The sequence below is a fragment of the Granulimonas faecalis genome, assembly GCF_022834715.1.
Lineage (GTDB): Bacteria > Actinomycetota > Coriobacteriia > Coriobacteriales > Atopobiaceae > Granulimonas > Granulimonas faecalis.
In genome coordinates this window covers 1,093,223-1,113,129 of record NZ_BQKC01000001.1, presented here as the reverse complement: position 1 = coordinate 1,113,129, position 19,907 = coordinate 1,093,223, and the positions used below count along the sequence as shown (strand labels likewise).

15 protein-coding genes and 1 tRNA gene are annotated in these 19,907 nt (G+C 70.4%); all 16 read left to right on the top strand.

Annotated features, from left to right (window positions below):
* The first annotated feature begins 141 nt into the window (after positions 1–141).
* Positions 142–2,700, top strand: a complete 2,559-nt coding sequence (leuS, locus tag OR600_RS05070; RefSeq protein WP_265590779.1) for a leucine--tRNA ligase — start codon at positions 142–144, stop codon at positions 2,698–2,700.
* Positions 2,701–2,876: 176 nt separating this feature from the next.
* On the top strand, positions 2,877–4,142 hold the full coding sequence (locus OR600_RS05065; protein WP_265590778.1) for a PASTA domain-containing protein: 1,266 nt from the start codon (positions 2,877–2,879) through the stop codon (positions 4,140–4,142).
* A gap of 124 nt (positions 4,143–4,266) precedes the next feature.
* Complete coding sequence (gene rimP, locus OR600_RS05060) at positions 4,267–4,734, top strand: ribosome maturation factor RimP (RefSeq protein ID WP_135977359.1); 468 nt, start codon at positions 4,267–4,269, stop codon at positions 4,732–4,734.
* A gap of 65 nt (positions 4,735–4,799) precedes the next feature.
* Positions 4,800–6,128 carry a transcription termination factor NusA gene (gene nusA / locus OR600_RS05055; protein WP_135977360.1) on the top strand — a complete coding sequence of 443 codons (1,329 nt, stop codon included), beginning with the start codon at positions 4,800–4,802 and terminating at the stop codon, positions 6,126–6,128.
* Positions 6,129–6,174: 46 nt separating this feature from the next.
* Positions 6,175–8,805, top strand: a complete 2,631-nt coding sequence (infB, locus tag OR600_RS05050) for a translation initiation factor IF-2 (protein WP_135977361.1) — start codon at positions 6,175–6,177, stop codon at positions 8,803–8,805.
* A gap of 89 nt (positions 8,806–8,894) precedes the next feature.
* Positions 8,895–9,311, top strand: coding sequence for a 30S ribosome-binding factor RbfA (gene rbfA / locus OR600_RS05045; RefSeq protein ID WP_135977362.1), 417 nt, complete (start codon positions 8,895–8,897; stop codon positions 9,309–9,311).
* A gap of 9 nt (positions 9,312–9,320) precedes the next feature.
* Positions 9,321–10,361, top strand: coding sequence for a DHH family phosphoesterase (locus OR600_RS05040; protein WP_135977363.1), 1,041 nt, complete (start codon positions 9,321–9,323; stop codon positions 10,359–10,361).
* A gap of 17 nt (positions 10,362–10,378) precedes the next feature.
* Complete coding sequence (truB, locus tag OR600_RS05035) at positions 10,379–11,287, top strand: tRNA pseudouridine(55) synthase TruB (protein ID WP_204407723.1); 909 nt, start codon at positions 10,379–10,381, stop codon at positions 11,285–11,287.
* The gene (gene ribF / locus OR600_RS05030) at positions 11,274–12,299 is read left to right on the top strand and encodes a bifunctional riboflavin kinase/FMN adenylyltransferase (RefSeq protein WP_135977365.1); all 1,026 of its coding nucleotides are present in this window, start codon (positions 11,274–11,276) and stop codon (positions 12,297–12,299) included. Before truB ends, ribF begins: the two co-directional genes overlap by 14 nt.
* A 23-nt stretch (positions 12,300–12,322) precedes the next feature.
* The gene (gene dnaG / locus OR600_RS05025) at positions 12,323–14,212 is read left to right on the top strand and encodes a DNA primase (protein WP_265590777.1); all 1,890 of its coding nucleotides are present in this window, start codon (positions 12,323–12,325) and stop codon (positions 14,210–14,212) included.
* Positions 14,213–14,283: 71 nt separating this feature from the next.
* On the top strand, positions 14,284–15,624 hold the full coding sequence (gene rpoD, locus OR600_RS05020; protein ID WP_135977367.1) for an RNA polymerase sigma factor RpoD: 1,341 nt from the start codon (positions 14,284–14,286) through the stop codon (positions 15,622–15,624).
* 188 nt (positions 15,625–15,812) lie between these two features.
* Positions 15,813–15,887, top strand: a tRNA-Asn gene (locus OR600_RS05015).
* 160 nt (positions 15,888–16,047) lie between these two features.
* Positions 16,048–16,875 (top strand): ABC transporter permease, encoded by an 828-nt coding sequence (locus tag OR600_RS05010; protein WP_204406578.1) that lies wholly within the window; start codon positions 16,048–16,050, stop codon positions 16,873–16,875.
* A gap of 8 nt (positions 16,876–16,883) precedes the next feature.
* A complete protein-coding gene (locus OR600_RS05005; protein WP_204406579.1) occupies positions 16,884–17,699 on the top strand; it encodes an ABC transporter ATP-binding protein in 816 nt (271 codons plus the stop codon).
* Positions 17,699–18,775, top strand: a complete 1,077-nt coding sequence (locus OR600_RS05000) for a glycosyltransferase family 2 protein (protein WP_265590776.1) — start codon at positions 17,699–17,701, stop codon at positions 18,773–18,775. Before OR600_RS05005 ends, OR600_RS05000 begins: the two co-directional genes overlap by 1 nt.
* An 11-nt stretch (positions 18,776–18,786) precedes the next feature.
* Positions 18,787–19,815 carry a glycosyltransferase family 2 protein gene (locus OR600_RS04995; protein WP_204406580.1) on the top strand — a complete coding sequence of 343 codons (1,029 nt, stop codon included), beginning with the start codon at positions 18,787–18,789 and terminating at the stop codon, positions 19,813–19,815.
* Positions 19,816–19,907 lie beyond the last annotated feature (92 nt).

The following is a 19,907-nucleotide window of genomic DNA, read 5'->3' as shown; positions in this document are numbered from 1 at the left end:
GGGGCGGTCGGCCATCGGCCCGGCCGCCCCCTTTCTCCGCGCGGGGGGCTGGCTGCCTGGGCGGCCGACGCCATTTGCTAGAATCCCATGAGCATGAGCGATCCGGCCCCTGTGGGGGCCGTCACCGAGAAGGAGTCTTCCATGGGCGACCACAGCGAGCACGAAGGGCGCGTCCCCGTCTACGACGCGGGCGCCATCGAGGAGAAGTGGCAACGCGTCTGGGAGGAGCGGGGCCTCTTCCGCGCCGCCGACGACGGCCGTCCCAAGAAGTACGTCCTCGAGATGTTCCCGTACCCCTCGGGCGACCTCCACATGGGCCACGCCCGCAACTACACCATCGGCGACGCCATGGCGCGCCAGGCCCACATGCAGGGCTTCGACGTCCTGCACCCCATCGGGTTCGACGCCTTCGGCCTCCCTGCGGAGAACGCCGCCATCAAGCACCGCACGCAGCCCGCCAAGTGGACCTACGGCAACATCGACCAGGCCGTGGCCACCATGCGCCGCATGGGCTTCTCCTACGACTACGACCGCATGGTGAGGACCTGCGACCCCTCCTACTACCGCTGGGGCCAATACCTCTTCCTCAAGATGTGGGAGAAGGGCCTCGTCGACCGCCGCACGTCGCCGGTCAACTGGTGCCCCACCTGCAACACCGTGCTCGCCAACGAGCAGGTCACCGAGGGGCGCTGCTGGCGCTGCGGCACCGTGCCCGAGCGCCGCGAGCTCACCCAGTGGTACCTCAAGATCACCGACTACGCCGAGGAGCTCCTCGACGACATCGACCGCCTCGACCGCTGGCCCGAGCGCGTGAGGCAGATGCAGCGCAACTGGATCGGCAAGTCCGAGGGTGCCGAGATCGACTTCGCCCTGGCCGACGCCTCCGGCGAGCCCACCGACCTCAAGATCACGGTGTTCACCACGCGCCCCGACACGCTCTTCGGCGCCAGCTTCTTCCTGCTCGCACCCGAGTACCCGCTGGTCCACGAGCTCGTGGACGGCACGGAGTACGAGGGGGCCGTGCAGGAGGTCATCGACATCGCCGAGGCCACGAGCGCGGTGGACCGCCAGTCCAGCGAGGTGGAGAAGCACGGCGCCTTCACGGGCCGCTACATGGTGAACCCGGTCAACGGTCGGCTCCTGCCCATCTGGGTGGCCGACTACGTCATCACCGACTACGGCACCGGCGCCGTCATGGGCGTCCCCTGCGGCGACGAGCGCGACTTCCAGTTCGCCCGCAAGTACGGCCTGCCCGTCCCGCCGATCATCCTCCAGGAGGACGACCCTCTCTTCGACGGGCTCTCCGGCCAGGAGGACCTCGTGGTGACCGACGTGCCCTGGGACCACGCCATGGACGCCGAGGGCGTCATGGTGCAGTCCGGCCCGATCACGGGCATGCGCGGCGGCAAGCGCTCCGAGGCCGCCAAGGCCGTCGTCGACCTGCTCGCAGGGCGCGGGCTCGCCCGCGAGGCCGTGAACTTCCGCCTGCGCGACTGGCTCATCAGCCGCCAGCGGTACTGGGGCAACCCCATCCCGGCCGTCCACTGCGAGCACTGCGGCATCGTGCCCGTGCCTGAGGACCAGCTGCCCGTGACGCTGCCCGAGGGCCTGGACCTCGCGGCGGGGGAGACCCTGGCCGAGTGCCCCGAGTTCTACGAGACCACGTGCCCCGTGTGCGGCGCCCCGGCCCGCCGCGAGACCGACACCATGGACACCTTCACGGACTCCAGCTGGTACTACCTGCGCTACTGCGACCCGCACAACGACCACGAGCCCGTGGGCCGCGCGGCGGCCGACCGCTGGATGCCCGTGGACAACTACATCGGCGGCATCGAGCACGCCATCCTGCACCTGCTCTACTCGCGCTTCTGGACCAAGGTCATGCGCGACCTCGGCATGGTCTCGTGCGACGAGCCCTTCACCGACCTGCTCTGCCAGGGCATGGTCAAGGACGAGAACGGCGAGGTCATGTCCAAGTCCAAGGGCAACGTCGTGGCGCCTGCGAGCGTCATCGAGCCCTACGGAGCCGACACCATGCGCCTCGCCATCCTGTTCATCGCGCCGCCGGAGAAGGACTTCGACTGGGACCCCCAGGCCGTGGCCGGCTGCAACCGCTTCCTCAAGCGCGCGTGGAAGAGCGTGTGGGAGGCCTCATGCTCCGCGACGCCGGGCGCCGAGCCCTCCATGGACGCGCTCGACGACGAGGGCAGGAAGCTCCTGCGCGCCGTGCACCGCCTGGGCATCAAGTGCACCGACGACTACGGGCGTAGGCAGTACAACACCGCCATCTCGGCGCTCATGGAGCTCGTGAACGCCGGCAACGCCTACCTCGCCGCCACGGCCTCCGGGGAGCGCGACGGCGCCCTCATGGCCCGCTACGCCCACGACCTCGTGGCCATGCTCTCGCCCGTCTGCCCCCATTGGGCCGACGAGCTCGCCTCCGAGGCCCTCGGCATGGAGGGCTCCATGTACGACGAGCCGTGGCCCACGTTCGACGCCGACCTCACCCGCGAGGACACCGTCGAGATCGTCGTCCAGGTGCTCGGCAAGATCCGCGCCCGCATCCAGGTGGCGCCCGACGCGCCCCGCGAGGAGCTCGAGCGCGCAGCGCTCGAGGCCGTGGCTCCCCAGCTGGAGGGCAAGGACGTCGTCAAGGTGGTCGTCGTCCCCGGCAAGCTGGTGAACGTCGTCGCCAGGTAGCAGGCCGCAGGGCCCGTCCCATCGGGACGGGCCCTTTTTCGTTCCCTCTGCCCATGCGCGGCGCCCCCGAATTTCCCGGAACCGCGCAAATTCGATATATTGGCTGAAAGATATCGGCGAACACCGGCCGCCCCCGGGACCATGGGACCGGGGGAGGGGCCGTCAGGAGGTCCCCCATGAAGTGCCCCCAATGCGGTAAGGACCTTGGAAGCGACCTGCTCCCCGCGCGCTGCCCCGACTGCGGGGCCAACCTCCGCGACCCGGCCCTCGTCTCCGGGTCCCGGGACGCCGGCGCCTCCCGCCGCTCCGTCGAGGGGCTCACGGGCATCGGGAAGGGGAGCACCAAGGACCGTGGCCGCCACAGGGTCCAGCTCGCCCTCGCCGTCCTGATCGTGGCCGTGTTCTGCGTCGGCGTCGTCTGGATGGTGCGGTGGGCCCAGGGGACCCTCAGTCGGGTGCCCGACGTCGTGGGCTGGCGCTACGAGCGCGCCGAGAAGGAGCTCAAGGCCCTCGGCTACGACGTGGATCGCGAGGACGTGGCCACCAAGGACGCCTCCGCCGGCATCGTCGTCTCGGCCGACGTCCCCGAGGGGGGCTCCGGCACCGCCCGGCTCCAGGTGGCCACGGCGCGCACGATGCCCGACGTCGCCGGCATGGGGCTCGAGGAGGCGGAGGCGGCCCTCGACGGGGCGGCCATCCCCTACGCCGTGGAGGAGCGCACGGGGGACGGCGAGGACGGCCGGGTCCAGGGGGCGTCGCTCGAGGCGGGGCGCGAGGTGGTGGGCGACACCACCGTCACCCTCTACGTGACCAGGCTGCCGCGCGTGCCCGACGTCATGGGCAAGACCCGCCAGGAGGCCGTCGCGGCCCTCTCCGAGGCCGGCCTCGGCTACGAGGTGGAGAGCGTCCCCCACGAGGACGGCAAGGCCGTGGGCACCGTCGTCTCGGTGGACCCGGCGGCCGGTACCGCCGTCAAGCCTGGCGACAAGGTGAGGATCGGCGTGGTGTCCCAGCGCAAGAGCCTCTCCCAGGCCACTGCGGAGCAGGCGGTGGCGGCCGTGTACGACGCGGTGTCCCCCGGTGACTCCATCGGCTCCGCGCTCTCCGCGCTGCTCTCGCCCGAGTCGCCCTTCGCCGGCAAGGGCGCCCACGAGGTCTGGTACGGCATGGTCAAGGCGGCCGGCGGCCACGAGGGCGTGGACGCGCGGATCCAGTCGCTGCCGCGGTCGGTGAGCTCCGCCTCCATCGACGTGTCCGACGACGGCTCCTCGGCGGAGGCCCGCGTGTCGGTGCACTGGGACTGGACGTCCCTGGGCGACGGCTACCAAGGCGTGACGTCCGACGACCTCCACACGATCACCATGACCTTCGACGACGAGGGCCGGCTCCTGACGTTCTACGACCCCCAGACCGATGTCCCGGCCTACCGGGTGGAGTCCTGACCCTCGATTGTGGAGACTTGACGGTCGTCGGCGCCCCATGCCATACTGGGCACCGTAAACATGCAGTTCAATCGGGAAGTGGGAGCGTTCGTCGCCCCGCTTCCTTTTTTTGGGAAGGTGGGCCATGGCTGTCAAGGACATCAGGTCGCGGCTTCTGGAGGCCCTCGAGGCCGAGGCTGCCGCCCACGGGGCGGACATCGTCGACGTCGAGGTGGCCGGTGCGTCCAAGGCGCCCGTCGTCCGGGTTCGCGTCGACCGGGCCGAGCCCGGCGAGCCCGTCTCCCTCGACGAGGTGGCCTCCCACAACGGGTGGGTCGGCGACGTCGTCGAGGCGCTCGACCCCTTCCCGGGCTCCTACACCCTCGAGGTCTCCTCGCCGGGCCTCGACCGGCCCCTGCGCCGCCCTGCCGACTTCGAGCGCTTCGTCGGCGAACCCGTGCAGGTGCGCATGGCGGGCCACGGGGGTCGCCGCACCTTCACCGGCACCCTCATGGGCCTCCAGGGCGACGACGTCGTCGTGGAGTGCGACGACGGTACCCACGCCCTGCCCCTCGCCGACGTCCAGTCGGCCAAGCTGAGGCCCGTCTTCTAGGGCGCGGGCTCCCCGGAGCCAACGCCCGTTTTCCCAGCCACCCACAAGAGGAAGGGGTGCCGCAGATGGCCGCCACCCACGACAACGAGAAGAACAACGAGATGATGGAGGCCCTCATGGCGCTCTGCCATGAGAAGCACATCGACGAGCTCTACCTGCTCGACCGCCTCGAGCAGTCGCTCGCCAAGAGCTACGCCGACCTCGACCCCGACCGCTTCCCCGACGGCGCCAAGGTCACCATCGACCGCACATCGGGCCGGTTCTTTCTCTACCGTCTGGTCCCCGAGGGCGAGCCCGACCCCGAGACCGGCGAGTACACCGAGTTCCGCGAGGAGGCCGTAGACGACCCCGGCATCTCCCGCATCGCCGCCCTCCACGCCAAGAGCGAGATCGCGGCCATCACCCGCAACGCCGCCCGCCAGATGATCTACGAGGAGTTCTCGGAGCGCGTCGGTGACATCATCACCGGCACCGTCATCCAGTCGGTCCCCGACTTCACCATCATCAAGATCCGCGAGGGCATCGAGGCCGAGCTCCCGCACTTCGACCTCCGCAAGAACAACGAGGAGCGCCAGGAGCGCAACGAGCGCCCCGCCGGCGAGCGCTACCGCCACGGCGACCGCATCAAGGCCCTCATCATCGAGGTCCGCGACCCGCAGGCCCGCATCCAGCCCGTCCGCGGCGAGTTCTCCCGCCCCTCCATCGTGGTCTCCCGCTCCCACCCCGACCTGCTCCGCCGCCTCTTCGAGCTCGAGGTCCCCGAGATCTACGACGGCGTGGTGGAGATCGAGTCCATCGCCCGCGAGCCCGGCCGTCGCTCCAAGGTGGCCGTGAGCTCCCTGGACGACCGTCTCGACCCCGTGGGCGCCTGTGTCGGCCCCAAGGGCAGCCGCGTGCGCACCGTGGTCTCCGAGCTCCGCGGCGAGCGCGTCGACGTCGTGCTCTGGAGCGACGACCCCGCCAAGCGCGTGGCCAACGCCCTGTCGCCCGCCAAGGTGACCCGCGTCATCGTCGACCCCGAGCACACCTACGCCACGGTGATCGTGCCCGACGACCAGCTCTCCCTGGCCATCGGCAAGGAGGGCCAGAACGCCCGGCTCGCCGCGCGCCTCACCGGTTACCATATCGACATCAAGAGCGAGGGGATCGCCCGCGACCTCATCGCGAAGATGCGCAAGAAGGCCGAGGCCGCCGAGGACCTCATCGATCAGGACCAGGAGCAGCCCGCCACGCGTTGCGCCCACGTCTCCGAGAATGGGACGCAGTGCCGCAACATGGCCCGGCCCGGCTCCAAGTACTGCGGCGTCCACGAGGCCGCCGCGGAGGGGGAGAGCCTCCTCGACCGCGAGTACGACGCGATCGACACGTCCGATGACCCCGATTCCCTGATCTAAGGCGCATCAGGTCCCCGTCGTTCAGGTTCCAGGAAGGTTAGGTTGCATGGCAAAGACGCGCGTCAGCGAACTCGCCAAGGAGTTCGGCATCACGAGCAAGGAGATGCTCTCCCATCTCAAGGACATGAAGATTCCGGCGAAGTCCGCGTCGTCGGCCCTGGAGGACGCCTACGTCTCCATGGTGCGCAAGAAGCTCGCCCCCCAGCTCAAGGCCCGCGAGGAGGAGCTCCGCGCCGCCCAGGAGGCCGAGGAGGCCGCCCGTAGGGCAGAGGAGGAGGCCCGCCGCGCCGCCGAGGAGGCCGCCCGCCGCGAGGTCGAGGAGCGCCGCCAGCGCGAGCGCGCCGAGGAGGAGCGCCGCCGCGCCGAGGAGGAGGCCCGCCGCGCCGCCGAGGAGGCCAAGGCCGCCGAGGAGGAGCGCCGCCGCGCCGAGGAGGCCGAGCGCAACCGCGTGAAGGACACCGCGCCCAAGAGCATGCCCAAGTTCACCAGCCTGCTGGAGCAGATCGCCCAGCAGGAGGAGGTGCTCAAGCAGAAGAAGGAGGAGGAGGCCAAGCGCCGCGAGGAGGACAAGGCCAAGCGCGCCTCGCGCCCCCAGGAGCGCCGCGGCGGCGGCCGTCAGGACCGTCGCGGGCCGGCCGCCATGGACGTGGCCCCCTCGCCGGAGAAGGCCGCGGCCTCCAACCGGCACAACAAGCGCCACCACGGCCACGAGGGCCCCGACGAGGACCGCTACAGCCGCATGGCCCGCTCCGCCGAGGAGTACAACCGCGAGCGCGTCCTCGAGGACGCCCGCGCCTCCGTCGAGGAGGCCAGCCGCGAGTCCACCGGCCGCCGCAAGAAGCGCAAGGAGCACAGGAAGGCCCAGGCCGCCCAGGCGGCCAAGGAGCAGGCCATCCAGGAGGCCCTGGCCAACGACCAGGACATCTCCAAGCTCGACGTCGTGAAGGTGCCGCAGGGCGCCACCGTGGCCGAGCTCGCCGACCTCCTCGACATCCCGGCCTCCGACATCGTCAAGCGCCTCTTCCTGCTCGGCACCCCGCTCACCATGACCCAGTCGATGTCCGACGAGCTCATCGAGCTCGTGGCCGACGACCTGGGCCGCGAGGTCAAGGTCATGACCAAGGAGGAGGAGAACTCCTTCACGTTCTACGACGACCCGGCCGACCTCCTGCCGCGCGCCCCCGTGGTCACCGTCATGGGCCACGTCGACCACGGCAAGACCTCCACCCTCGACGCCATCCGCCACACCGGCGTGGCCGAGGGCGAGGCCGGCGGCATCACCCAGCACATCGGCGCCTCCCAGGTGAAGATCAACGGCCGCACCATCACCTTCGTCGACACCCCCGGCCATGAGACCTTCACCGCCATGCGCGCCCGCGGCGCCAAGGTGACCGACATCGTGGTCCTGGTCGTGGCCGCCGACGACGGCGTCATGCCCCAGACCATCGAGTCGATCAACCACGCCAAGGCCGCCGGCGTGCCCATCGTCGTGGCCGTCAACAAGATCGACCGCGACGACGCCAACCCCGACCGCGTGCGCCAGGAGCTCACCGAGTACGGCGTCATCCCCGAGGAGTGGGGCGGCGAGAACATGTTCGTCAACATCTCCGCCAAGAAGAACATGGGCATCGACGAGCTGCTCGAGACCATCCTGCTCCAAGCCGACGTCCTCGAGCTCAAGGCCAACCCCAACACCTTCGCCTCCGGCTACGTCCTCGAGGCCAAGCTCGACCGCGGCCGCGGCTCGGTGGCCACGCTGCTGGTCAACCGCGGCACCCTCCACGTGGGCGACGCCCTGGTCGCCGGCATGAGCTACGGCCGCGTCCGCGCCATGCTCGGCCAGAACGGCCAGCCCGTCACCGAGGCCGGCCCGTCCGACCCGGTGGAGATCCTGGGCCTGTCCTCGGTGCCCGCCGCCGGCGACGAGTTCCGCGTCTTCCAGGACGAGCGCGACGCCCGCGACCTCGCCGAGTCCCGCTCCCTCAAGGCCCGTATCGAGGAGCAGAACAAGGTCAAGCACGTCACCCTCGAGAACCTCTTCGACACCATGGAGGACGCCGAGGTCAAGGAGCTCAACCTCGTGGTCAAGGCCGACGTCCAGGGCTCCATCGAGGCCCTCTCCGACGCCTTGGGCAAGATGGACCAGTCCGAGGTCCGCATCAACATCATCCACAGCGCCGTGGGTGCCATCTCCGAGACCGACGTCATCCTCGCCGACGCCTCCAACGCCATCATCATCGGCTTCGGCGTGCGCCCGGAGGCCAAGGCCCGCGCCGCGGCCGAGCGCGACAATGTCCAGATCAAGTGCTACCAGGTCATCTATAAGGCCATCGAGGACATCGACGCCGCCCGTGTGGGCATGCTCAAGCCCACGGAGGAGGAGGTCCAGACCGGCGTCGCCGAGGTCCGTGACACCTTCAAGGTGCCCAAGGTCGGCATCGCCGCCGGCTGCATGGTGACCGAGGGCGAGATCTCGCGCGACGACTCCGTGCGCCTCACCCGCAACGGCATCGTGGTCTTCGACGGCAAGATGGCCTCCCTGCGCCGCTACAAGGACGACGTCAAGAGCGTCAAGGCCGGTTACGAGTGCGGCATCGGCCTCGAGAACTACCAGGACATCCATCCCGGCGACCTCATCGAGGGCTACAAGATCGTCCAGGTGGCCCGCACCGAGTAGGCTGCCGCCGGCCGTATCGCCCGGGACCGATGCGCGGGGCCCCTTGCCACTGGCGGGGCCCCGCGCATCGACCCTCAAGGAGGCTGACCATGAAACAGAACAAGAACTCCCGGCGCATCAACGAGCAGGCGCGCGAGAAGCTCGCCCACATCCTCCTGTTCGACGTGAGCGACCCCGCGCTCCAGCAGCTGACCCTCACGGGCTGCGAGGTCTCCATCGACAAGAGCTTCCTGCGCGCCTACGTCTCCTGCGACGCGGACCGCTACGAGGACGTCCTCGCGGCCCTCACCCGCGCCCGCGGCCGCATCCGCTCACTCCTGGGCCGCGCGCTCGGCTGGCGCGTGACGCCCGAGCTTGACTTTCGCATCGACACCTCCACCGACGAGGCCGAGCGCATCACCCGCGCCCTCGAGAACGTGCCGCCCACCCTTTCCGTGGAGAAGGACGAGGACGGCTACCCCGTGGCGCCCGAGGGCGCGGGCGAGCCCGGCGACGAGAGGGGCTGAGGCTTGGCCATGGCCTGTCCAGTCGCCATCGGCGAGGCCCAGCGCAGGGACTTCGCCTCGATCGCGGCCCTCGTCGAGGGGGCCCGGACCATCGTCCTCTGCGCACACACGAGGCCCGACGGCGACGCCGTGGGGTCCGTGCTCGCCATGGCCGAGGTCGTCCGCGCCCGCTGGGGCGAGGGTCGGGAGGTCACCTGCCTGCTGGCCGACGACGGCCCCGTGCCCTCGACCTACCGGTTCCTGCCGGGCTCCGACACGTTCGTGGCCGCCTCGGCCTACAGGGGCGACCCCGACCTCTTCATCGCCCTCGACCTCCCCACGCCCTCCCGGCTCAACCACGCCCGGGCGGTCATGGAGCGATCGCGGGCCGTCGCCGTCATCGACCACCACCCGGCCGACGAGCCCTTCGGCACGCCGCACCTCACACGGACGGAGGCCGCGGCGACCGGTGTCCTCGTGACGGAGTTCGCGCTCTTCGCGGGCGTGGAGCTCACGCCCGCCATGGCCAACGACCTCTTCTGCGCCGTGCAGACCGACACCGGCCGGTTCCAGTACCAGAACGCCGACCCCGAGGCGTTCAAGGTGGCGTCGCTCCTCGTGGACGCCGGCGCCGACCCGTCGTGGGTCTCCCTCAATGTCTACCAGAGCTTCAGGCTCCCGTACCTCCACCTCGAGTCCATCGTCATGGGCCGCATCGTCACCCTCGACTGCGGTCGCATCGCCTACAGCTACGCCACCCGGGCCGACCTCGCCCACACCGGGGCCGAGGACGACGAGTGCGACGGCCTCATCGACAGCGTGCGCTCCATCCGGGGCGCCGAGGCCGCGCTCTTCCTCAAGGAGTCGCCGACCCCGGGCGTCGTGCGCGGCAACCTGCGGGCCAAGGGCGACGTGGACGTCTCCGCCGTGGCGAGGGCCATGGGCGGCGGCGGGCACCGTGCGGCCGCCGGCTTCTCCGCCGACGGCACCATCGACGACGTGTTCGCCCAGGTGTTCCCGCTCCTCAGGGAGGTCGTCTCGGGCTGCCCGCCCTGCGGGGGCGCCCGGTGAGGCGCCGGGAGAGCGCGGTGGACTGCCTGTTCGCCGTGGACAAGCCCCGGGGCATGACGAGCCACGACGTCGTGGACGCCTGCCGCCGCGCCCTCCACGAGCGCAGGGTGGGCCACGGCGGGACCCTGGACCCCGACGCCTCGGGCGTCCTCGTCCTGGGCGTCGGGCAGGCCACGCGCCTCCTCGGCATCCTTACGCTTGCGACCAAGGCCTACAAGTCCACGTTCCGGTTCGGCTGCGAGACCACGACCGACGACGCCGAGGGGGCGCCGGTCCGCGTGGCCAAGGCGCCGGCACGCCTCGCCGACCCCGTGGTGGCCGCCGCGGTCGTGGCCTCCATGCCCGGCGACGCCATGCAGGTGCCGCCGGCCTTCTCCGCCGTGTCCAAGGACGGCCGGCGCTCCTACGCCGCGGCGCGGGCGGGGGAGGCCGTGGAGCTCGACCCCAGGCCCGTCTCCATCCTCCGGGCCGAGCTGCTCGGCACCTCCCTCTACGACGGCGTGGTCTCCTGGGACGTCTCCCTCGAGGTCTCCAAGGGCTGCTACATCCGCTCCATAGCGCGCGACCTCGGCCGCGACGTAGGCTGCTGGGCCCACGTCTGCTCCCTGCGCCGCACGGCGTCCGGCCCCGTGGGCCTCGCCGACTGCCTCACCCTCGAGGAGCTCGCTGCCGGCGGCGTCGACGCCGTCCGTGCGCGGGCGCTCGACCCCGCGGCGGTCCTCGGCCTCCCGGTGCGCGAGCTCTCCGACCGGGAGCTCGCCGACGCGGCGTGCGGGAGGCGGCTGGCCGCCGCCACCGACGCCGAAGAGGTCGCCCTCGTGCACGGCGGACGTCTCCACGGCGTGTGGGAGCGCCGGGGCCGCTCCCTCGCCTCCAAGATGAACCTCGTCAAGGGCGTAGAGGGGGTGCGCGGTGGGCTCCGCTGACGCCGGCGAGCTCGCCCGCTCCCTCGCGTGGGGCGTCGTCGTGCCCCGGGGCGTCCCCGTCGACGGCGGCGTGCTCCACGGGTGCCCCGGCTCCCCGTGCGTCGCGGCCATCGGAGCCTTCGACGGCATGCACGCCGGCCACCGCCAGCTCCTGGACCGCGCCCGGCGGGACGCCGCCTCCCGAGGGCTGCCGCTCGTGGCCGTCACGTTCGACCCGGACCCCTCCGGCATCCTCGGGCCGGAGCCCCAGCCTGCGCTCCTCTCCCGCGACGACCGCCTCCGTATGCTCTGGTCCACCGGCGTCGACGGAATCCTCGTCCTCGACTTCACGGCCGCCGTGGCCTCGCTCGACTACCGTCGTTTCATGGACGGGCTCGCCGCGACCCTCGGCCTCGCCTCGGTGCACGTCGGCGAGGGCTTCAGGCTCGGGGCCGGCGGCGAGGGCACCGTCGCCCGCCTCGCGGCGTGGGGCGCGGGGGCCGGCGTCGACGTCTTCGGCCACCGGCTCCTGGCCCTCGACGGCTCGCCGGTGAGCGCCACCCGCATCCGGCGGGACGTGGCCGCGGGCGACGTGCAGGAGGCCCGCAGGCTCCTCACGCGGTATCATTTCTCCCACGGGACGGTCGTCCACGGCCGGGGCGAGGGCACGTCCTTCGGCTTCCCCACGGCCAACGTGGTGTGCCCCGCGGGGTCGGTGGCTCCGGCCTCGGGCGTCTTCGGCGGCTACGTCGTCGTCGACGGCCTCGCGTGGCCTGCCGCCGTCAACGCCGGGCTGCCGCCCACCTTCGCCGACGGCGGGGAGGGCGCCTCCGGCCCCTTACTCGAGTGCGCGCTCGTGGGCTTCTCCGGCGACCTCTACGGCGCCGCCGTAGAGGTCATGCTCACCGAGGAGCTCAGGGCGTCGCGGAGGTTCGGGGACGTCGGGGACCTCAGGTCCGTCGTCCTCGGCAACATCGAGCAGGTGCGCCGCCGCCTCGGGGAGGCGCCGGTTAGGTTGGAGGGCCCCCGCTGACGGGACCCCCGGGAAGGAGGGGCATGATCGGCGACGACGAGCGCGAGCGCGTGCGCGAGGCCACCGATTTCGTGTCCCTGGTGGGGGAGACCGTCCAGCTGCGCGAGCGCTCGTCGGGGGACTTCTGGGGCTGCTGCCCCTTCCACCACGAGAAGTCGCCGTCGTTTCACGTCAAGGCGGACACCGGCTTCTGGTACTGCTTCGGTTGCGGCGAGGGCGGTGACGTCTTCAACTACGTCCAGAAGCGCGAGGGACTCGACTTCCCTGACTCCATCCGGTACCTGGCCGACCGTGCGGGCATCGAGCTCCACGAGACGGGCCAGGCCCGGAGGGGTCCGGCCCGGAACCGGCTGCACCTCTGCCTCCAGGCGGCCGAGGACTTCTACGCCAACCAGCTCCTGCGCGTCCGCGGCAAGGCCCAGGACGCCGCCCGCGCCTACTGCGCCGGCCGCGGCATGGGCTCGGCCGTGTGCCGGCGGTGGGGCCTCGGCTACGCCCCCGGCCACGGCGAGCTCGTGCGCCATCTCGGCTCGCTCGGGTTCACCTCCCAGGAGATGCTGGCCGCCGACCTCGCCGTCCAGCGGTCGGGGCGCCTGGCCGACCGCTTCTACGACCGCGTGATGTTCCCCATCCACGACGAGGCCGGCCGCGCCATCGGCATGGGCGGCCGCATCATGGGCGACGCCAAGCCCAAGTACATCAACTCCAAGGACTCGCCCGTGTGGCACAAGTCCAAGCACCTCTTCGCCTTCGACCGCGCCAAGGAGTCGGCGGTGGCCACGGGGGAGCTCGTCGTCGTCGAGGGCTACACCGACACCATCGCGCTCCACGAGGCAGGCTTCACCAACGTGGCCGCCGTCCTGGGCACCGCCCTCACGCTCGACCACATCAAGCTCATCAACCGCCTCAAGTCCAAGCGCGTCGTAGTCATGCTCGACGGCGACGCCGCCGGCCAGCGGGCGGCGGACAAGACCGTGCGGTTCGTGGACAAGACCGAGGCCGACCTCCTCTGCGTCACGCTGCCCGACGACGCCGACCCCGCGGAGTACGTGGCCGCCCACGGCGCCGACGCCCTGCGCGACCGCCTGGCCGAGGCCCGGCCGCTCATCGACGTCGTGCTCGAGCGCCACCTCGACGGCGCCGGGTCCATGGGCCCCGGGCGGCGCGTGCGCGCCATGGAGGACGTGGCCTCCATCCTCGCCCCGCTCAAGGACTCCATCCTCATCGACGGCTACGCCCGGCGCGTGGCCGACGCCCTGGGGACGAGCCCCGAGGAGGCCCTGCGCCGCATCCGGGCCGCCGAGGTCCCCCAGGACGACGACGGCGCCCGCGGCCGGAGGCAGGCGCAGGCCCCGGCCGCGCCCCCCGACGCGTACGACCGCTACCGGGACGTCTACGAGCCCGAGCCGGAACCCGGGGCGGGGGAGGGACCCTGGTCGAGCTGGGGGGAGCCTGTGCGCGATCCCGCCTCGGACCTCGAGGCCCGGGCGGAGCGCGAGCTCCTCGGCGCCATGGTCGCCCATCCCGGCGCGTTCGGCGAGCAGGCCGCCCGCATCGCCTCGACCACGTGGTCCGACCCCCGCCACGAGGCCGTGGCGTGGGCCGTCCTCGGGCTGCCGCCCGGGAGCACGCCCGCCGACGCCGCCCGGGCGGCCACCGAGGCCGTCCCCGAGGCGCCGGCGCTGCTCTCCGGCGCCTCCATCGACGTCGTGTCGAGCGCCCCCGCGGAGTCCAAGGCCGCCTTCCTCGTGGACAACGTGGAGCTCTTCTCGCTGAGGAGGAGGTCCCGCGCCCTCCAGGCGCGCCTCGCCTCGCCGGGCCCCGACGACGACGTGCGCTCCCTCATGCAGGAGGTCGTGGACCTCGGGGCCCGCGAGGCCGCCCTCAAGGAGTCCCTCGCCGGCAGTCACTAGCTTGTAGTTCCCGTGGTCACTCAGGCGTTCGGGTAGACTATTGCACAGTATGCCCATGCGAAGGGAGACCATTGGCAGCCAAGAAATCCCAGAAAAGCCCCGTTCTCTCCGACGAGCTCGAGTCGGTCCGTGCAGGCCTGGTGAAGGCCTCCAAGAAATCGGGCGGCAGCGTCTCCGAGGACGACATCCAGGTGGCCCTGAGCGACATCGACGTCGACGATGCCGAGCTCAACGACCTCTACACGGCGCTCCGCTCCGGCGGCGTCGAGATCGTCTCCGAGGCCGAGACCGTGCCCGACGGCGTTGTGGTGGAGGAAGACCTCGACGACGAGGACATCGACTCCGACATCGACAAGGTCCACGACGACGAGGATGACGACTCGCCCGTCGACGACGACGCCAAGCCCGTGGCCGTGAAGGAGCCCAAGGCCCCGGCCAAGCGCAAGCGCCGCACCAAGAAGCGCCGCACCGACTCCTCGGCCATCATGCTCACCGGCGACCCGGTGCGCATGTACCTCAAGGAGATCGGCAAGGTCGACCTCCTCTCCGCCGCCGACGAGGTGCACCTGGCCATGAAGATCGAGGCCGGCACCGAGGCCACCGAGAAGCTCGAGGCCTTCTCGGCCGGCGAGCTCGACCTCACCCGCGCCGAGCAGCGCCGCCTCATGCGCATCGAGCAGATGGGGCTCGAGGCCAAGCAGCAGCTCATCAGCGCCAACCTGCGTCTCGTCGTCTCCATCGCCAAGCGCTACGTGGGCCGCGGCATGCTCTTCCTCGACCTGATCCAGGAGGGCAACCTCGGCCTCATCCGCGCCGTCGAGAAGTTCGACTACACCAAGGGCTTCAAGTTCTCCACCTACGCCACCTGGTGGATCCGCCAGGCCATCACCCGCGCCATCGCCGACCAGGCCCGCACCATCCGCATTCCGGTGCACATGGTCGAGACCATCAACAAGCTCGTGCGCATCCAGCGCACCCTGCTCCAGGACCTCGGCCGCGACCCCACCCCGGAAGAGATCGGCGCCGAGATGGGCATGAGCGCGGAGCGCGTGCGCGAGATCCAGAAGATCAGCCAGGAGCCCGTCTCCCTCGAGACCCCCATCGGCGAGGAGGAGGACTCCCAGCTCGGCGACTTCATCGAGGACGCCGGCGCCGTGGCGCCCCCCGAGGCGGCCAGCGACTCCATGCTCCGTGAGCAGCTCGAGCAGGTGCTCGACGGCCTCGCGGACCGCGAGCGCAAGGTCATCAAGCTGCGCTTCGGCCTCGAGGACGGTCATCCCCGGACCCTCGAGGAGGTGGGCCGCGAGTTCGGCGTCACCAGAGAACGCATCCGTCAGATCGAGTCCAAGACCCTGGCCAAGCTCCGCCACCCCAGCCGCTCCGGCAAGCTCAAGGACTACATGGAGGAGTAAGGTCCGGAAAAACCGCAGGTGGGAACCATCTTCGCATCGTGCGCCCCGGCACCTCGCGTCCCAGAAGGCGGGAGGTGCCGGGGCGTCTCCCGTTACGGATCGTTTTCGCGCCCGGTTTTTCCGGATTCGCCCTTGCGCCCGCGGCGGAGTGCGCGTATATTCTTTGCTCGTGCCAAGGCGCACCCGATTCCTCGGTAGCTCAATGGTAGAGCACGCGGCTGTTAACCGCGCTGTTGTAGGTTCGAGCCCTACCCGAGGAGCCAGATATCTCCAAGGTCCCGCGAGGGGCCTTTTTTCATGGTGCGGAACCGTGCCTCTATGGCTTGTGTGGCCCCCTGTGAACCTGTGTTAGAGTCATTCTCGCACGCAGAGGTCCATTCGGGCCTTTGAGCTGCGGTTTCCCACCTTCCCCGAAGGAGTAGCGTGTCAAAGCAGACCAAGGTCTCCACGGACGGCGCCAAGGCCGTCGCCACGTGGAACACGGGCATCAAACGCGACTGGTCCATCCTACGCGAGCTGGTGAGCAAGGACTTCAAGCTCAAGTACCGCCGGAGCGTCCTCGGCGTGGCGTGGTCGGTCCTCAACCCACTGCTCATGATGGTCGTCATGAGCGTCGTGTTCACGCACTTCATGCGCGGCGCCAACATGCCGCCCGAGATCTACCCCGTCTACCTCATCATCGGCAACATCACCTTCAGCCTCATGAGCGCGGCCACCAACGACGGCATGTGGTCCATCATCAACGCCGCGCCGCTGCTCAAGAAGGTGAAGATCAACCGCATCGTCTTCCCCGTGCAGAAGGTGCTGTTCTCCCTCGTGAACTTCGGCCTCTCGCTCATCGCCGTTGCCTTCGTCATGGTGTGGGCGCGGATCCCGCTTTCCTGGAACATCCTGTTCATCGTCCCGTTCCTGACCTACATCCTGCTCTTCTGCATCGGCCTCGGACTCTTCCTGGCCACGCTCGCCGTGTTCTTCCGCGACGTCATCCACCTCTGGTCGGTCGTCCTCACGGCGTGGACCTATCTCACACCCATCTTCTACACCATGGACATCCTGCCGGAGTACCTCCAGCACCTCATGCGTTTCAACCCCATGTACCAGTACATCGACTACTTCAGGACCTTCCTGCTCTACCAGCAGGCCCCGAGCCTCCGGGCCAACGCGGCGTGCCTCGTCATGGCCCTCATCGCCCTGGCCGTTGGGTACCTCGTGTTCCGTAAGAACGAGCACAAGTTCATCCTGTACATCTAGGAGCAGCCTTGAACGCCACCCAAACGCCCTCCGAGGGCTTCGACCACCTGTTCGGCGACGACCACGCCGACATCGTCGCGGATGCGCCCGTCTGCATCGACGTCGACGACGTCTCGGTGGTCTTCAACATGGCCTCCGAGCAGCTCAACTCCCTTAAGGAGTACTTCATCTCCCTCGTCCGCCGCGAGCTGTTCTTCAAGGAGTTCCGCGCCCTCAACCACATCAGCTTCCAGGTGCGCAAGGGTGAGGCCTTCGGCCTCGTGGGCACCAACGGCTCGGGCAAGTCCACCATGCTCAAGGTCATCGCCGGGGTCCTCGAGGCCAGCGAGGGCCACGTGGCCGTGACGGGCTCCATCGCCCCGCTTATCGAGCTCGGCGCGGGCTTCGACATGGACCTCACGGCCCGCGAGAACATCTACCTCAACGGCGCGCTCCTCGGCTACACCCGCGAGTTCATCGACTCCCACCTCGACGAGATCGTCGACTTCGCCGAGCTTCGCGACTTCATGGACATGCCGCTCAAGAACTACTCCAGCGGCATGGTGGCCCGCATCGCCTTCGCCATCGCCACGATCACGGAGCCCGACATCCTCATCGTCGACGAGACCCTCTCCGTGGGGGATTTCCTCTTCCAGCAGAAGTGCGAGCGCCGCATCCAGGAGCTCGTGGAGTCCAACAACGTCACCGTGCTCCTCGTGAGCCACTCCATCGAGCTCGTGGAGCGCATCTGCGACCGCGTCTGTTGGATCGAGAAGGGCCAGCAGCGCATGATCGGCCCGTGCCAGGAGGTCTGCGACGCCTACAAGGCACTCGGGAGCTCCTGATGGCGGCGGCGGGGGAGAGGCCCCTCTTCTCGCTCGTCATGTGCCTCTACGGCGTGGAGGCCACCGTGGCCCGCGCCGTGACGGCGGTGCTCGCCCAGCCGTTCGACGACTTCGAGCTCGTCCTCGTCGACGACGCCTCGCCGGACGGCTCCCTCGACGCGGCCCTGGCCGCCGCGGGGGACGACCCCCGCGTGCGCGTGGTGCGCCACGGGGAGAACCGCGGGCTCTCCGGCGCCCGCAACACCGGCCTCGAGGCCGCCCGGGGGTGCTACGTCGCCTTCCCGGACCCGGACGACACCGTGGGGCGCGACTTCCTTCCCGCCGCCGCGGACGCCGTGGCCGCCTTCGACCCCGACATCGTCGTCGAGGGTCTGACCGAGGTCTACGAGCGCGCCGACGGCGCCGTCGAGCGGGAGCGGCCCATCGTTCCCGACGGGGCGCGCCTCGAGGGCCCGGCCGTGGCCCGCGCCGTGCTCCCCCTCGAGGTCAAGACCCTCGTCGGCTACGTCAACTGCAAGTTCTTTCGCATGAACCTCGTGGGGGACCTGCGCTTCGAGGAGGGCACGAGCCTCTCCGAGGACTTCTTCTTCTCCATCGAGATGTTCGAGCGGGCCCGCCGCGTGGCCGTGGTCCCGTGCGCCGCGTACCGCTACTTCAAGCGGCCGAGCGGGTCGCTCACGTCGCGATGGGACGACACCTACTACGACATCCACCGCCGCCGTGTGGCCAGGCTCTACCGCTACCTCTGCGAGCACGGCCTCGACGGCACGGAGACGCGCCGCCTCGTGGGCGTGCTGTACGGCCGCTACATCGTGTCCGCGCTCATGCGGGCCTGCGACCCGCGCTCGAGCCTCGACGCCGCCGGGCGCAGGGACTGGGTGTCGCAGGTCTTCTCGGACCCGCTGTTCGACCGCCTCGTGCCCGTGGCCTACTCCGACGAGAGCCTGGCCACCAACGCGGCGCTCTCGGTGCTCCGCACGCGGGACGTCGGCCTGGCCCTCGCCCTCGGACACGCCGTGGGCGTGGCGAGGGGCGCGGCCTCCGGGGCCTTCGGGCGGATCCAGCAGAAGCGGTAGGGAGGGGCGACGTGGAGAAGCAGCTCACCATAGCCATGCCCAGCTACAACGTGGAGGGGCTCATCGCCCGGGGCCTCGAGAGCCTCTCGGACCCCCGGCTGACGGCGGCCCTCGAGGTCGTCGTCGTGGACGACGGCTCCACCGACGGCACCGCCGATGTCGCGAGGCGCTTCGTGGAGGCGCACCCAGACGTCTTCCGCCTCGTCTCCAAGGAGAACGGCGGCCACGGCTCCGCGGTGAATGCCGGTCTCGATGCGGCCCGGGGCCGCTACTTCCGCGTGGTGGACGCCGACGACTGGGTGGATCCCGACGGCCTGGCCGCCGAGCTCGACCTCCTGCCCGGCATCTCGTCGGACATCGTGGTCGACGTGCGCCGCGACGTCCACATGGGGACCGGGTCCACCGAGCTCAGGCCCCTGCCGGCGGGTATGCCCACCGGTCGCGAGGTGCCCTTCGCCTCGGTGTCGGCCGAGGCCGCCCGCACCAACTGCGTCTCGATCCACACCGTGTCGGCGCGCACGGACTTCCTCCGCGCCTGCGGCGTGAGGCTCCTGGAGCACACGTTCTACGTCGACACGCAGCTCGTCGTGGAGGCCACGGCCCGCGCGGAGACCGTCACCCTGCTCGACATCGAGGTCTACCGGTACCTCGTGGGCAACGCGTCCCAGAGCGTCGCCGCCGAGGGGTACGTGCGGCGCTTCGACGACCACGACCGCGTGGTGAGGGAGGTGTGCCGGTTCGTGGAGGGGCGCCTCGCCGACCCGTCGACGACGCCCGAGGCCGCCGAGTACCTCAGGCTCCGCGCCCGCCTCCTCGTGAACACGCACTACAACGTGATGCTCGTCTACGACCGCGACCGCAGGCGGGGCCGCGCCCGCGCCCGCTCGTTCAGGGCCTGGCTCGGCGTCGAACACCCGTGGCTGCGTGCGGCCACCGACGGCCGCTACCTCGCCGCCCTGGCGGCCGGCGCGGTGCGCCTCGACGCCAGGGCCCTGGACCGCCTGCTCGGCCGCATGGACCACGAGGCTGCCGGGGATTAGCACACGGAGCTGAATTAGTCCACTGCCTATCTCCTCACCGAGTCATTGACGCCGTCGGGGGAAGTCCCTCTGTTTTCCCAAACTGAAATACT